This is a genomic window from Paenibacillus ihumii (assembly GCF_001403875.1).
In the GTDB taxonomy this organism is placed as follows: domain Bacteria; phylum Bacillota; class Bacilli; order Paenibacillales; family Paenibacillaceae; genus Fontibacillus; species Fontibacillus ihumii.
Window position 1 is genome coordinate 2,517,165 of sequence record NZ_LN884299.1, and the last position, 15,204, is coordinate 2,532,368.

At 51.7% G+C, this 15,204-nt stretch carries 9 protein-coding genes, 1 pseudogene and 1 riboswitch; all 10 genes and pseudogenes read right to left on the reverse strand.

What is annotated here, in order from left to right; translation table 11 throughout:
* Positions 1 to 69: 69 nt before the first annotated feature.
* Positions 70 to 3,540, reverse strand: a complete 3,471-nt coding sequence (locus BN2762_RS18420) for an LPXTG cell wall anchor domain-containing protein (RefSeq protein ID WP_055108349.1) — start codon at positions 3,538 to 3,540, stop codon at positions 70 to 72.
* A 143-nt stretch (positions 3,541 to 3,683) separates the two neighbouring features.
* Complete coding sequence (locus tag BN2762_RS18425; protein ID WP_222861097.1) at positions 3,684 to 4,169, reverse strand: hypothetical protein; 486 nt, start codon at positions 4,167 to 4,169, stop codon at positions 3,684 to 3,686.
* 118 nt (positions 4,170 to 4,287) lie between these two features.
* Entirely contained in the window at positions 4,288 to 5,436 is a 1,149-nt protein-coding gene (locus BN2762_RS18430; RefSeq protein ID WP_083485021.1) for a response regulator, read from the reverse strand.
* 24 nt (positions 5,437 to 5,460) lie between these two features.
* On the reverse strand, positions 5,461 to 6,558 hold the full coding sequence (locus tag BN2762_RS18435) for a sensor histidine kinase (RefSeq protein ID WP_055108351.1): 1,098 nt from the start codon (positions 6,556 to 6,558) through the stop codon (positions 5,461 to 5,463).
* Positions 6,548 to 7,243 carry a response regulator transcription factor gene (locus BN2762_RS18440; protein ID WP_055108352.1) on the reverse strand — a complete coding sequence of 232 codons (696 nt, stop codon included), beginning with the start codon at positions 7,241 to 7,243 and terminating at the stop codon, positions 6,548 to 6,550. Before BN2762_RS18440 ends, BN2762_RS18435 begins: the two co-directional genes overlap by 11 nt.
* Before the next feature lie 208 nt (positions 7,244 to 7,451).
* Positions 7,452 to 8,165 (reverse strand): MgtC/SapB family protein, encoded by a 714-nt coding sequence (locus BN2762_RS18445; protein WP_055108353.1) that lies wholly within the window; start codon positions 8,163 to 8,165, stop codon positions 7,452 to 7,454.
* Positions 8,166 to 8,305: 140 nt separating this feature from the next.
* Positions 8,306 to 10,612 carry a 5-methyltetrahydropteroyltriglutamate--homocysteine S-methyltransferase gene (gene metE, locus BN2762_RS18450; RefSeq protein WP_055108354.1) on the reverse strand — a complete coding sequence of 769 codons (2,307 nt, stop codon included), beginning with the start codon at positions 10,610 to 10,612 and terminating at the stop codon, positions 8,306 to 8,308.
* Between the two features lie 130 nt (positions 10,613 to 10,742).
* A riboswitch (cobalamin riboswitch) is annotated at positions 10,743 to 10,939 on the reverse strand.
* Between the two features lie 106 nt (positions 10,940 to 11,045).
* Entirely contained in the window at positions 11,046 to 11,405 is a 360-nt protein-coding gene (locus BN2762_RS18455) for a replication termination protein (RefSeq protein WP_055108355.1), read from the reverse strand.
* Positions 11,406 to 11,600: 195 nt separating this feature from the next.
* Entirely contained in the window at positions 11,601 to 12,242 is a 642-nt protein-coding gene (locus BN2762_RS18460; protein WP_055108356.1) for a response regulator, read from the reverse strand.
* A 468-nt stretch (positions 12,243 to 12,710) separates the two neighbouring features.
* Positions 12,711 to 15,082, reverse strand: a pseudogene (locus BN2762_RS18465) (ATP-dependent RNA helicase).
* Between the last annotated feature and the right edge of the window lie 122 nt (positions 15,083 to 15,204).

Sequence of the window (15,204 nt, forward strand, 5' to 3'; positions counted from 1 at the left end):
ATACAATTTCTCAACGCTCCCTGTATAAAAAAATCCTTTCCCGGCAAATACCGGGAAAGGATCCTTCCATTAAGCTTGTTTCATTGTTCTGCGCCTTAAATAGATTCCGGCAGCAATCATTGCCAGACCTGCAGCATAGTACAGCAGATTAGAGCTTTCACCCGTTTTCGGAAGCTTGGTCACGCCTATATCCGTTTTGCCGGCCTGATCCTGCGTTCCTTGTGCAGCTCCTGAGTTGTCTGTGCCGTCCCCCGCATTTGCATGATCTTCATGGCTTTGTCCGCCGTCCCCGGTTTGAGGCGGGTTGCTATCGCCCGGAGCGATGTTCTCGCCGGAATCAGGGTCCTCCCCGTTGTCCTCTTCTGGCTGTTTCGGAACTTCCGGTTTCGATTCTACCGGCGGCGTCACCGGCGGCGTTCCCGGCGTTGTCACCCACGTTCCTGGCCATGTCACCGGTGGTGTCACCGGTGGTGTCACCGGCGGTTCTACCGGTGGTGTTACCGGTGGTTCTACCGGCGGCTCTACTGGTGGTTCTACCGGAGGCTCTACCGGTGGTTCTACTGGCGGCACTGCCTCTCTAGCATTGGCAATGACCACTCGCTTAACATTCCCATCGGTTCTGATACTTGAATCCATCTTAATATTCATGATTGCTTCAAGCACAACATAGCCATCCGGTGCCTGCGTCTCTTCTAAAATATAGTCACCGTACAGCAATTCGGTAAATAACGCTTTTCCATCAACATCCGTCGTTTTCGTGATTGCCGGTTTTTTGCCCTTGGCATCCTGCAAGACGAAAACAGCACCTTCCAATCCTTGAGACGGATTGTCAACATCCACCTTGGTAATCTCCAGATTGCCTCTGATTCCTGAGCCTGTACCCGAGCCCCCGGAGGTTTTGACGATAATCTCTTTATTTGAAGCCATTTTATCTGTCTTGATGTCGGTTCCTTCAAATTGTACCGTATTGCCCACAAGATCGCCGTTCTTAGCATCAATCAACGTTTCATATTTTAAAATATATGCTTCGGTGATCGGAGCAATAAACGATAATTCAAATTTTCCTGAATCGTCCGGAGCGAAGTCCAGCGAATAATCGACGCCTTCCTGAAGCGGCGTCAAGCCCGTGATGTCCTCGCTTACTCCGCGTTCGTTAACCTTTGCTTTATACAGGCGGAAGGATTCTTCGACCAGCACCTGATTTGGTGTCGGCTGGTCAATAATTTTGGCATTCTCGACATAGGATTGGCCGCGGTTGATATAAATCGTCCAATCGATTTTCTCGTCGTTCTGCTCCCCGCCTTTGGATACGAATTCGCCACCCTGCGGGATGGAAGCATTACCCTTCCAGGTTACCGGTCTGTTGTTCCCCTCTTTGAAGACCACTTCATTCTCTACCGAGCCTTTATCGATGATGACATTATCCTGAAGGCTGGTTTTGAATTCGATCCAGTACGGGGTCTTATCCTCCGTCGTATTGAATGTAACCTGCAGTTCATGGCCGTTGGCTTCAGTCGGAGGCGTCAAGGTGTACTTCGCCGGATCAACCGGATTGCCCCTGGACGTTCCGTTCCAGCCTCCGGTCAAGGTCATTTCATACACGGCCAGAGAACCGTCAACATACTTCTGTCCCTGCTTCAGCACGTCTGTGAGGACTGCGCCAGTCAAGGATTTCTTGTTATAGTTTGCACGAATCGTCCAAGTGATTTCTTTGGTTCTCGGGTCATAACTTCCTGACTTCGAGCCATTGTTTTTGGTCAAATCATCCGGCCAGAGCGTAGCTTCTGCCTTGGATTCTACAGGCGTGCCGTCTATTTCTTCACCTGTAATCGTCGCCCGGTTAAGGAACTTCGATACGTCCCCGTCATCCTTCCATTCCGGATTGAAATAGGTCACATACGTTACTGTATGCGCCCCGCTGATCGGCTGCTTAAAATCGAGCCTGAACCCTTCCTTCAGATCCGGCGAGGCGGGAACAAATTCATAATCGGCAGGTTGAGAGAGTACTGCGCCGTTATGATCCTTGACTACTAGCGATCCTTCCTTGAATTGCTGGCCGCCGTTTACGAATTCATCCGTGATGACAACATTCTTCATCTGGTAATTGTCTTTGTTGATCTCGATGCTCCAGGACTGTTCTTTTGTATTGTAGTTAGTCTGGCCTCTAGTTTTCTGGATCACTAAATTCTCGAGCACCATCGAGGCTGTCTCGGGGCCGTAGGTACCTGAAGTTACTGTGTTTACAACCTCTTCGTCCTTCAGGACCCTGCCGTTTGGTCGGGTATCATATTTGATAATGTAACCGGAATCAATAGGAGCGTTAAATTCCAAATTGAAGCCGGTCTTCCCTTTATCCGCTGGAACAGTCGTAACCGTATAATCGTTATTCGGGCCTTCGCTCAGAAGCGCGCCCGTAACCCGGTCATAAACCTCAAGCGTCCCATCTACTAAATGCTGAGAATCATTAAAGCGGTCTTCCAATTTTCCCTGCTCTATGTATTTGCCTCTGAAGTTATATTCAATCATCCAGGAAATTGTTCGAGTCTGCTCGTTGTAGCCCGCAAATTTTTTGGTTAATACCTCTGGCCGCTGAATCGGAACAGTATCCGATGCAGTGTCAGTTTTGCTTCCCGTCAGCTTCGCCGTATTGGTGAAGCTCGTTTCGTCCCCATTTCCAACATCTGTCGTATACGTCACCCGGTATGCCGAATCGATCTGGCCGTCAAATGCGATGCTGAAGACATTCGTGGCCTGCGTATCGAGCTTATACCCGGCTGTTACGAGAGCCCCAAGGCTGGTGCTGCCATCTACGTTGACGTCCAGCTTATACACCTCGATCGAGGAAGCATTCAACGTAAGACCCTCAGGTACCTCATCTGTAATCACGGCCTGATCGATCGTCTCCAGCAAAGTGTTGACATCGATCGTCCAATGAATCTGTTCATCCTCTACAGCAGTGCCTTGCTTATCAAGCAGCACGCCTGAAGCCGGCTTGAAATGAACAATGGCTACCTGCTGTCCTCCCCGGACCGGAAACGGAATATGAACCTCTGTACTCCCCGTCATCGAGGTTCTGAAATTAGTGTGAAAAATAATCTTGCCGCCCACGTCGGAATACTGGCTTACATCTTCATCGAAGGTAACCACGGCATGTCCGTCTTTGGTAGCCCTTAACTTGCCGATCTCGAGTCCGTCAATTTCCAGGATTCCTTCCACGCTGTTATACAGCTCGAATACCTCCGGAATTTTAAACTCATACGTGCTCCCGGCGACATAATCATGCCCATTCTCTAATTCCCACTCATATTCGAGGATTACCGGAGCCCCCATGATCACGCGACTGGCATCGGAATTATAGACGGCGTCAATAACGTTGCCTGCCTCATCCTTAAGCATGACCTTGGTAAAGATACTCTTACTTCCCGTACTGGCACTGCCTGCTCCCTGATCGGCCGTATTCGCCGACGCAAGTCCAGGAGCGATGATGCTGTGTAGAAACAGCACGACGGCTGCCAGCATTGCAAACATTTTTTTTCTCATACTTTTACCATTCTCCTATTTATCGAACTTGTCTTTCAGAAAAGGGTTGTTCAAAGCTTCCTCCCTTCGTCGGTATTTGCAGCACCAAATTTATACTACAATTTCCGACTCGACAACTTCTCAACAAATAGGGGATTTAGATGCTATAAAGCCATTTTCAGTAATATTATGTCGTTATCTTGAAGCTCATCCTCTTTTAAGGTGTAGAAGCTATAAAATTTCTTTCGTTTAACGGCCATGGCAAGCCAAGTAAAGAAATCCTGAACCATATCGTCCACCCACTCGTCGCCTTTGCGGTATAGTACGCGAGGATATACGATACGCAGCTTGGTTTCCCCTCCCCAGGTAAACAGGAATGTATTCTCCCGGCCATGGTGCAGCAGCTGTAATTTAAAATTATCCTTAAGTAAATAGGTATCCTTATTACAGAAGAACAAAGGTCCCTTCGGCGTAGCGACAATGCCAATCATTTGCCCATCAAAGTTAATGTAATAGCCTCTTCTGTAATTGGCATGCTTGTCTCTAGCAATTTCAATTTCTTTCATTGCAAGGAGATCCAAGCCCTTGGAAACAATGGTAGAGCGATGTCTGAAGTTACGTATTAATTTCATGCGCAGCTTTTCCTCCATCTTATATTTAAAGAAATTCTTCTATTCATCATAGATAATGATCCTTTACAATTTCTAAACAGGAAAAGAAGCTGCGCCTATAAATAAAAAAAGCCGCCCATCAGCGACTTTTCCAGGATCATAATCGGTCAATATTCTCTTTCCAATGATTGAACCACTCAACAATATAAGAGCTCGGTGCATCATTCAATTCTTGCAGGCATATCTGCGAAAGTATCTCAAATTGACGCTCTACCAAATGGGGATGATTCATGGCATGATGAATTTTCATAAGTGCTAGATAAGCTTGCTCCTCTAAAGGATGCTGCTTGCAGATCGCGGTATAGCTATTTATTGCCTGATCGATCAAGCCCTCATTCTCGTACCACCTGGCGACAGCATAAGAGGCCTCTAACCACAGCTCCTTGAGCCGCTGGCGTTCACTCTCCGCCCACCAATAATCATATTCCTGCAAATAATGCCCGGTATACATCCTTATTGCTTCAGCGCATTTGTCAATGCGCTCCGAATTCGGAGGCCAAAGCGAGACGAGCTTAGACTCCCACTCTTCCGCATCGATGATTACATTTTGAATTTTAAGAATATAGCCTTCGGTCGCATTGGCAATTTGAAACCGTTCCCCTAAAGGCTCCAGCGTTTTCCGGATATGGTACACCGCAGTATATAACTGGGAATACACCTTGTCCATTTCATACTCGGGCCAGAGCATCTCGATCAGGGCGGACTTCCGCACCAATTGCCCTCGATGCTGCAGCAAATACAGGAACAGCTCCTGTGCTTTCGAGGTACGCCACTGCATCATGGAGAATTGTCCGGGCGAGGTCTCGATCGTAACCTGCTTCAGGACGTTTAACCGAATATACTCATTTTTTTTCGAGGAGGCTTCCTGTTGCTTCGAGGCCAATTCCATCCGCGAGCGAACGCGCTTTATCGTTAAGGCCAGCCGTTCCGCGACGATTGGCTTGACAATATAGTCCAAAGCGTTCAGCTCAAAGGCTTTGACCGCATGCTCGTTGTATGCCGTTACGAAGACGATATGGATATCAGGCTTCTTCTCCAAAATCTGCTCCGCCAGCTCAATCCCGTTGATTTCGGGGAGATTGATATCGAGGAAAATGACGTCGACGTCCTGCTGTAAAATTTGCTCTTTGCCTATAAGTGGGTTAGTGTATTTCCCCAAAAGCTTAACCTGGCCCAGCTTGTTCAGCTGACGCTCCAAATAGTCTAAGGCCAGTCTTTCATCATCTACCAGAATTACCTTCATCATATATATACTCCTCCGACAACATGCTTAAGGCTTCGCTTTTCTAGATAACTTAACGGTAAATGCTGTGCGATCCCCATCGCTGTCCGCAGAAATTTCCCCTTGATGAAGATCAACGATGTGCTTGGCGATAGCCAGGCCGATTCCAGATCCTCCTGTGTTCGTAGCGCGCGACTTCTCAACCCGATAAAATCGGTCGAACAAGTGCGGGAGATCAGCTTCGGGGATCGGTTCTCCATAGTTGATCACCTCGGTAATTACCTGATCTCCTTCTACACGACCGCGGATGTCGATATATTTGCCATCGCTGCCATAACGGATAGCATTGGCGATCAAATTCTCATATACCCTTCTCAGCTTGTCCCCGTCGGCAATAACGAAGAGCTGCTGCTCTCCAAAGCAGAGGCGGCATTCCATATTACTCTCCTGCAGCTGCCAGCCAAAATGCGCCGTAATTTGATGGAGCATTTCCACTAGATTGATCCTGCTTTTGTACAGCTTCATTTCCTTGTTCTGCAGCCTTGTAAACTCAAACAAATCCTGGAGCAACTGCTTCAGGCGAAGCGATTCCTCGTAGGCCATGCCGACGTAATAGCGAAGCTCCACCTCGTCCTTGTACTGATCCTGCTCTATCAACCCTAAATATCCGGTAATCGATGTTAGCGGAGTGCGCAGATCATGGGAAACGTTCGTGATCAGCTCATTTTTCGTCTGCTCCGCCCTTCTCTCTTCCTCGATCGAGGTTCGCAGCCGTTCGACCATGCGGTTGATGTCCGTTGCCAACTGGCCCAATTTCCCGACATTTTCTATAGGTATTTTGCGTGTGGAACCCTCCTCGATCCGGTGCACCTCCTCAATCAGCAAAGCCAAATACTTCTCTTCATGACGGCGTATGCTCCGCCGGTAGAAGTACAGTGCAAACAGAAGCAGGATGGGAACGCCTGTAATGTAGTAAGCATCGGGATAACCGATGTTCCGGTTCACCCAGCTCAGTACGTATCCAATGGTTACCCAAGGGAATAGGGCGTAAAACAGCTTTGCTACCAGCACTAAAATCAGCAGCGCGGCGATGGAAGTGATAACGGTCCATAACAGCCACGTAAGAAATCTGAGGCTAGCTTTCAATTTTGTAGCCAACCCCCCATACGGTGCGAATCAGTTTCTCGCCGTCCATTTCCTTCTCCAGCTTATCCCGCAGCCGGCTGATATGAACGGTAACCGAGTTATTGCTCTCAAAATACTTGTCCTTCCAAATCAGCTCGAAAATTTCCTCCGACCCGAATACCCGCCCGGGATGGCTGGCCAGCAGGAACAGAATATTGAACTCGATCGGCGTTAGCTTGACTGGCCGGCCATCCACTGCCGCCGTATGCGTCTCTTTGTCGATTTGCAGCGAGCCTAAATGAATAATATGCTCCTGCGCCGACTGGACGGGCTGGATATTGTAAGACGAGCGCCGCAGCAGCGATTTGACGCGCGCAATCAGCTCCAGAGGGTTGAACGGCTTCACCATATAGTCATCCGCACCGGTCATGAGCCCCGTTATTTTATCCATGTCCCCATCCTTGGCGCTAAGCATCAAGATCGGCGTTGTTCGCGTCTCTCTAATTTTCATGCAGACGGTAATGCCGTCCATTCCAGGCATCATGACATCCAGGATGACCAAATCGATAGAATCCCGCTCCACGATGTCCAGAGCCTGCAAGCCGTTGTCTGCCTTAAATACGGCATAGCCTTCATTCAGCAAATATATCTCGATCAGCTTGGCGATCTTCTCATCATCGTCTACGATTAGAATTTGTTTGCTCATCCAATAATCCATCCTTTGGTGGCGGTTTAGATCGAAAAACCAGCTCTATCCTATGGCAGAGGTTGATCGAAAAAAACCAGGTTATTTCTATCATATCATGGCTGAATCGCTTAATTATGAATAAAAGGTAACGAAAAACACTTATTTATATCATCCCTAGCCTTCTAAGCAACCAAAATACGCGCGGATGATTTGGTAATTTACAATGCTATAAATTCTCTACTTCAACGCTGACGACATGATCGATTTGCCGTACGAAATGGTATATTTCCGTCGTATATTCGCGTTCCGGTGCCGAAATAACCATATCGATGCGCTGACGGCCCTCCTCCAGATCCTTAATCTTCAATCGGCGAATGCGATGACGATTCCACTTTGCTCCGGGACCTTTCTCGTCCTTGCATTCGATGATTCGGATCAGCTCAGTAACATTGCCCCGGTCCTCCATCACGATTTTGATGGAAACATCGCGTTGATTCAGCTTATAAGGACCAAGCCATTTAATCATGTAAGGTATAAAATTGACCGCTAAAATGAGCAGCACTACCGCTAACGCCGCCTCCAGATAAAAACCGGCGCCGATGGCGATACCTATGCCTGAGGCCGCCCAAATCATCGCCGCCGACGTCAGCCCGGAAATCCCTTCATTACTTCTGCGCAAAATAACCCCGGCGCCGAGAAATCCGATGCCGCTTACGATTTGGGCCGCCAGACGCATCGGATCCATATTCGGATGATCGGGACCGGAGAATTTGGCAAAGGACTGGATGGATACGATGGTGACCAGGCAGCTGGCGATACAAATAACCATGCTGGTCTTGATGCCCAGCGGCTTCTGCTTCAACTGCCGGTCGATGCCGATGAACAAGCCGAACAGAAGCGCGATAAACAGCTTCATGATGATTTCCCATTCTAATAACATTCGAAATCTCCTCCTGCATATAGAGTGAGTATAAGTTGAATTCCTATATTTATGCAAACAAAAAAGACTACCCTTCAGGTTATTTATTAACCTATTCAGGGTAGCTTTATTGTTTACTCGTTATGATTACAATCAGCGGATTACTTGATGCCGGTTAATGACGCTTTGGCGCGGTATTGCCCAGCGGCGAGCACCATGTTCTTCAAGGACTGCACCGTCTCTTCCACACCCCGCGTCTTGAGGCCGCAATCCGGGTTGATCCAGAACAGCTCCGGATCTAGGACTTGAAGAGCGCGATCAATCATAGAGGTCATTTCCTCAACCGAAGGTACCCGCGGACTATGGATGTCATATACGCCTAAGCCGATGCCAAGATCGTAAGTGTGCTCCTCGAAGCTGTGAACGAGCTCACCGTGGCTTCGCGAGGTCTCAATGGAAATGACATCCGCATCCAAGGCCCGGATAGAATCGATGATGTCATGGAACTCGCAGTAGCACATATGCGTATGGATTTGCGTTGTATCTCGAACGGTCGAGGTCGTAATGCGGAACGCCTTGACAGACCACTCCAGATACCCGGCCCAGTCCTTGCGCTTCAGCGGCAGTCCTTCACGAAGCGCCGGCTCGTCGACCTGTATCATTTCGATACCTGCGCGCTCCAGAGCCTCCACCTCTTTGCGCAGCGCCAGCGCGATTTGATAAGCAACCTGCTCTCGCGATAAATCGCTGCGTACGAAGGACCAGTTCAGAATCGTGATCGGACCGGTCAGCATTCCCTTGACCGGCTTGTCCGTATGCGATTGCGCATACTCCGTCTCCTTCACGGTCATCGGCTGGTCGAAGTCGACATCCCCGTAGATGACAGGCGGCTTTACGCAGCGGGTACCGTAGGATTGAACCCAGCCGCCCTTCGTAAAGGCGAATCCCGGCAATTTCTCACCGAAAAATTCCACCATGTCCGTACGCTCGAACTCCCCATGGACGAGCACATCGATTCCGATTTCCTCCTGCAGGGAAATCCATCGCCGGATTTGCTCCTGAATAAACGCATCATACTGCTCCTGGCTCCACTCCCCCTTGCGCCATTTCTGACGGGCCGAGCGGACCTCCAGCGTTTGCGGGAAGCTGCCGATCGTGGTCGTCGGAAGCAGCGGCAATTGCCATTTCTCCTGCTGCTTCCTGCGGCGAACCGCGAACTCGCTGCTTCTTGCGGCTGGCTCAGCGGAGATTTGCTCTACCGCCGCCGCTACGCCAGTCCGGTTGCGGGCCGGATGGTTCGCCAGCTGGTCAAGCGCCATGCGATTGCGCTCAAAGAACGCCTTCACGCTGTCCATGCCTTTATTGGCCGCGGTACTGAGCGCGACGATCTCCTCCAGTTTCTCCTCGGCAAAGGCCAAGGCATCGCGAAGCACTGGCGTCAACTCCACCTCCTGTCTCGCCGACACGGGGACATGCAGCAGGCTGCAGGATGGCTGGACGATAACCTCCGCCCCGGAGGCAAGCTCCAGAATTTCCTGCAGCAGCTCCTCCTGACGATACAAATCCGTTCGCCATATGTTGCGGCCATCGACGAGCCCTGCTCCCAGCACCTTGCCTGCCGGAAATCCGAACTGGCGGAGGGCAGCCAGGTTGCCGTTCGCGCCGTGAACGAAGTCAAGGCCAAGACCATCGACCGGTAAGGCAGCGACCTCATCATAGCGTTCAATCGCCTCGAAATAAGTCTGCAGGAGAACGGATATTTCTGGAGCCTCGCGCTGAATCGTATCATAAATCGCTCTGATCCGCTTCATGTCCTCATCCGTCATGGAGGTAACTAAGGATGGCTCATCCATTTGAACCCATGCGGCGCCCTCTGCAGCCAGCTCCCGCAAAATCCGGACGTACAGCGGCAGGAGCAGGTTTACCCAGCGATCCCATTCCGTCGCTTCATTAAATCCTTTCGATAATTTCAGGAAAGAATATAATCCGAGCAGCACCGGCCTGCCTTCGATCCCCAGCGTTTCCTTCGCTTCCCGGTAAGCCGCCAGCGGCCGATTGACCGTAAGCTGCGGCTGTCTGCCGCCAAGCTCGGGAACGATATAATGGTAATTCGTGTTGAACCATTTCGTCATTTCGCTGGCCGGGGCTTCTTTGCTCCCCCGGGCGATGGCATAGTACGTAGCCAGCGGAACCGCGCCGCCGCTATAATCGAACCGCTCAGGCACGAGTCCGAACATGACGGCCATGTCCAGCACATGGTCGTAATACGTGAAATCACCTACGGGTATGATTTCGATGCCTTGATCCCGCTGCTGCCGTAAAGAATGAAGCCGGATCTCGGTCAGTTGACTATGAAGCTGCTGCTCGCTCAGCCTGCCAGCCCAGTAGGCTTCGATCGCTTTCTTCCATTCCCGCTGTGCGCCGATTCTCGGATAACCTAAATTCCCGCTTTTTACCGTATGACTCATTTGAATAATTCCTCCCCAGTCTATGTTATTCCCAAACAAAAAGGTCCCCTATAGCGAATGCTAAAGAGGACCCTCGTCATATTGCGCGATGGCTCGAATCTTTAACACCTCCCTATCTCCCGTAGGTACAGCAGTGCTGACAGAACAGGCAGGTCTCCTGGCTTCAGAATCATGACTGGACAGCTGCCTTCCCAATGAATTCTCATCAGTGGCACTATAGCTTCCAGCTCCTCTGTTACAGTGGCGGGACCGCGCCGGCATTGCACCGGACTTCCCTTTTAAGCTTCAATCGACGGCGACTGAAGCACCTGTTCCCACAATATTCGGTTATGAATATAAAATTCATGTTACTTGATGTTGCCAAATAATACAATACAAATCGGATTAATCCCGGAATAAACCTTCAATAACTATGCAAAAAACTAAGCAAAAATCAATAATTATCGGCAACCGCCTTATTCAGCATCCCAATACAGCGGTCCAAATCGACCTTGACCTGCTTCTTGTACAACTCGGCCTTCTCATAGCCGCCATCGGTAAAATGATAGAGCACGATCTCCTGGAAATCCACGCTGGGATCATTGCCTTTAAGCTGTTTTGTCCGGTACAGCACCCCTTCCTGCACCAGCTCATGGAGGGCGCGGTAAATCTCGCTCTGCGGAGGCACATAACCGAAAGGCTTGAATTCTTCCTTCAGCTCTTCAAGCATCTGATACCCATAGCCTCTCCGCTGCTCGACCATCGAAATCAAATACAGCTTAATATACGCGCGCTGCGCAATCATAAAGGCCATTCTGCCACCTCCTGCTTTTCTAAAAGTATAAAACAGCTGTGAAACTTTCACAATAGCGGTTTAGTCTGCTCTTTAAAACTATTTATTTTATTAAATAGGTTCGTGGATAGAAGTAGATTTAGCTAGAAGGTGATAGAGAGATTTAGGTTTTTATTATTGTGAATTTTTCATATATTGAAATATTGGAATTAAGGGCTATCGGTCGATCCAGCCTTGCTCCAAAGCATATCTCGTCAGCTGCACCCGGTTTTCCAAATGTAATTTTTGTAAAATATTTTTTAAATGATTTTTGACGGTTTGGTCGGAAATTTGCAGCTCCTTGGCAATTTCCCGGTTGGTGAGCCCCTTGGCCACCCAATCCAGAATTTCGCGCTCCCGGCCCGTCAGCGGATGATCGGCACTGTTATTCTTCTTGTTGAGCGGAAATTCCTGGAGGATGCGGTAAGCCAGCTCGCTGGAGAGCGGCGCTTCGTCGCTGGCGACCGCCCGCAAATACTGCAGCCAGGTGCCCGGCTCCAGGTTCTTGAGCAAGTAGCCCTGCGCTCCCTGCTTCAGCGCTTCAAACAGATGTGCCGCATCATCGGAGACGGTAATCAATACGATTTTGACGTAAGGATATTTCAGTTTGATTTCCCTGGTCGTTTCCAGGCCGTCTTTGCCCGGCATATGAATATCCATCAATATAAGATCAGGCATCCACAGCTCCGTCTGCTGTAGCGCTTCGTCTCCATTCTGCGCGTATCCGATAATTTCGAAGCTTTCGTCATCCGATAGTATTTCGGCGATGGCCTCGCGGGCATGCGGATGATCATCGACCACTAGCACTCTTACCTTCATAGCTCCTGTCTCCTTTTATAGAATGTTATGTTAATTAACGTCTAATTTTAAAAATTGCATTTATACTTCAACGAATATACGCCATGAGCTCTTTGCTGGCAAGCTCGTCCTTTCATTCCCGGGCGCTTCGGGCTATGGCTCGGGTCCGCTCTATAGCCGTGTTGTCTTGGCCCTGCCAGTTCATTTCAGCTGCGCTAAACAGCTTCAATGCCATTATCCTGTAAGCGTTCAGCAGTTTTTTAACGATGAGACGAAAAATGGCTTAGAGCCGGGAGAGACTGGTTATGCAGGCGTCCGTAGGCTTTCCCATCCCTGCTCGCCACACTCTCATCGCCAGCCAGGTCAGGTGAGCTTGCAGTTATCAGATCGCAGGAAAAAAAGCCAAGCTTCCCCCCCTAAACGGGATGGCTGGCTTTGGCTTCTCTGTGGTAAAAATCTTATCATGGCCGCCCTGCACAGGGCTTTGGTTCATTTCGGACGAACCCTTCTGGTCGCCGTAGCCTGCAGCGGATCATCCGGCCAATAATGCTTGGGATAACGTCCCTTCAAGTCCTTCTTCACTTCAAAGTAAGCATGGTCCCAGAAGCTGCGCAAATCCGCTGTAACCTGAACGGGACGCCCTGCGGGAGACAGCAAATGCATGATGACGGGAACTGTTCCGTAGCCGATCCGGGGCGTATCCATCATGCCGAACAGCTCCTGCAGGCGGACCGCAGCATAGGGTTCACCTTGATCATAATGGATCTGGATTCTGGAGCCGCTCGGAACCGTCAAATGTGTCGGGGCTTGTACATTCAGCTCCTGCTTAAGCTCCCAATCCAGCTCATGCTCTAAAATGGACACGAGAGACAGCGACTCCAGATCCGAGCGCTTGCGGAAGCTCACAATATATGGTGCAAGCCATTCTTCCGCGCGCTCGGCCAGCGCGGCATCCGAGAAATCCGGCCAGCGGTCGCTCAGCCTGCGCAGAAAGCCGACCCGGGCCTGCAGCTGGCGGGCTTTCCCGGACCACGGCAAAATACCGGCTCCCTGCGTGGCCACAGCCCGCAGCAGCGCCTTCGTAAAATCCTCGGCCGCAGGCTGTACCGGCCGCTCCTTGATGACAATCGCGCCGAGGGTCTCCCGCAGGCGAACGCGAACTGTTCCCGCTTCCTCGTTCCATTCCGCCTGCCTCTCTTCCTTCATATGCGAGCCATAATACCGCATTAGATCATTCAGCTCCACAGGAGCCGCCAATAAAATCCGTCCTTCCGTTCCCTCATCATCGACTTCTGCAACGGCGAGGAAAGAAGCCTCCCCAAGCCGCTGCTTCCTGGCGAAGGCGGCGCCGCGGCCATTCCGCAGCAAATATCTCCCGTCAGCTCTGCGCTTAGCGATGCGGTCCGGATAAGCAAAGGATACGAGCAGGCCGCAAGCCTCATGCCAGGCCTGTCCGCTGGAGCTGCCGGCGTCTTTAAGGCCAAGCCTTCGCTCATATTGAACGCTCATAGCCAGAATGCGCTGTATGTCCCGCTCCTCCACGCGGAAGGCCGGATCTTTGCCCTTCCCGGAAGGGCCGCCTTCCAGCAATAGCGCCAGCCGGCTGCGGATGTCGCAATCCTCGCCAGTTCCCGCGGAGCCCCTGAACAAGTCCCGCTCCTCCAGGAGCGCGGCGAGACGGCAGGCCGGGTAACCCAGCCCGAGCTCCGCGGCCTTCAGCAGCATATGCGCCAGGCGGGGATGCAGCCCGAGCTCGGCCATCCTGCGGCCATGACCGGTGATGCGGCCTTCGCCGTCAAGCGCTCCGAGCTGCTGCAGCAGCTGCACCGCCTGTGCCTCCTATACACACCCTCCCGCTTCCTCCTTCCATGCCCACTGCCTCTCTTCCTTCATATTCGAGCCATAATTCAGCACTACCTCATTCTACTTCACTGCACCCGGCTCATGCCGGTGCGCGGCGAGAACAGCGCCGTGCGCCGCAGGCCGCTGTCGATCACCACCGTCACGCCTTCGATCGTCAGGCTCGACTCCGCGATCGACGTGGCAAGCACCACCTTGCGCTTGCCTGGCGGCGGCGGCGCAATGGCCCGCTGCTGCTGCTCGGCAGGCAGCGCTCCATACAGCGGCGCCAGAAGCACGCCGCTCGGCACCGATGGAGCCAGCGCCCGCTCCACCCGGCGAATTTCCCTCGCGCCGGGTAGGAACACCAGCAAGCTCCCCTCATGCCGCTCCAGCGCGCTGCGTACCGCGCGCGCTACCGACTGCTCCAAGGGAGCTTGGCCGGAAGGCCCTTCCGCGTACCTGGTCTCCACCGGGTACGTCCGCCCTTCGCTGCGGATGACCTCGGCGCCGCCAAGCAGCCTGATCAGCGGCTCTGCATTCAGCGTAGCCGACATAATGAGCAGCCGCAGATCGTCCCGAAGCAGCTCACGGCTTTGCAGCGCCAGCGCCAGCCCGAGGTCGCCATGCAGATTCCGCTCATGAAATTCATCAAAAATAATGAGCCCGGTCCCCATTAAGGCCGGATCATGCTGGAGCATCCGGGTCAGAATGCCTTCCGTCACGACCGTAATTCTTGTCCGGCTCGATACTTTAGTGTCCGTTCTGATCCGGTAGCCGACCGTTTCCCCCACCGGCTCGCCGAGCTGCCGCGCCATATAGCCCGCTGCCGAGCGGGCAGCAAGCCGCCGCGGCTCCAGCATCACGATGCCCTGTCCCTGCAGCCAGGGCTCTTCGAGCAGCTCAAGCGGCGTGCGCGTCGTCTTGCCCGCCCCCGGCTCCGCGAGCAGAATAGCCTTGCCCGCTCGCTGCAGACAAATCTTCAGCTCCGGAATCACCTCATCAATAGGAAGCCTTGTCATTCTCTTCTCCTTCATAAAACAAAGTGCTGTTAGCATTTTACCATACAGGCCTCATTTGTCCCACAGCGGCGTGAAGCCCCGTCCCGGGGCATGCGCCTGTCGGAACGGGGCTTTCTGTACGG

Bases quoted from the DNA above. Each gene is read 5' to 3' on its own strand.
- BN2762_RS18420 (WP_055108349.1), bottom strand. From the start codon at position 3,540: ATGAGAAAAAAAATGTTTGCAATGCTGGCAGCCGTCGTGCTGTTTCTA.
- BN2762_RS18425 (WP_222861097.1), bottom strand. From the start codon at position 4,169: ATGGAGGAAAAGCTGCGCATGAAATTAATACGTAACTTCAGACATCGC.
- BN2762_RS18430 (WP_083485021.1), bottom strand. From the start codon at position 5,436: ATGATGAAGGTAATTCTGGTAGATGATGAAAGACTGGCCTTAGACTAT.
- BN2762_RS18440 (WP_055108352.1), bottom strand. From the start codon at position 7,243: ATGAGCAAACAAATTCTAATCGTAGACGATGATGAGAAGATCGCCAAG.
- BN2762_RS18445 (WP_055108353.1), bottom strand. From the start codon at position 8,165: ATGTTATTAGAATGGGAAATCATCATGAAGCTGTTTATCGCGCTTCTG.
- metE (WP_055108354.1), bottom strand. From the start codon at position 10,612: ATGAGTCATACGGTAAAAAGCGGGAATTTAGGTTATCCGAGAATCGGC.
- BN2762_RS18455 (WP_055108355.1), bottom strand. From the start codon at position 11,405: ATGGCCTTTATGATTGCGCAGCGCGCGTATATTAAGCTGTATTTGATT.
- BN2762_RS18460 (WP_055108356.1), bottom strand. From the start codon at position 12,242: ATGAAGGTAAGAGTGCTAGTGGTCGATGATCATCCGCATGCCCGCGAG.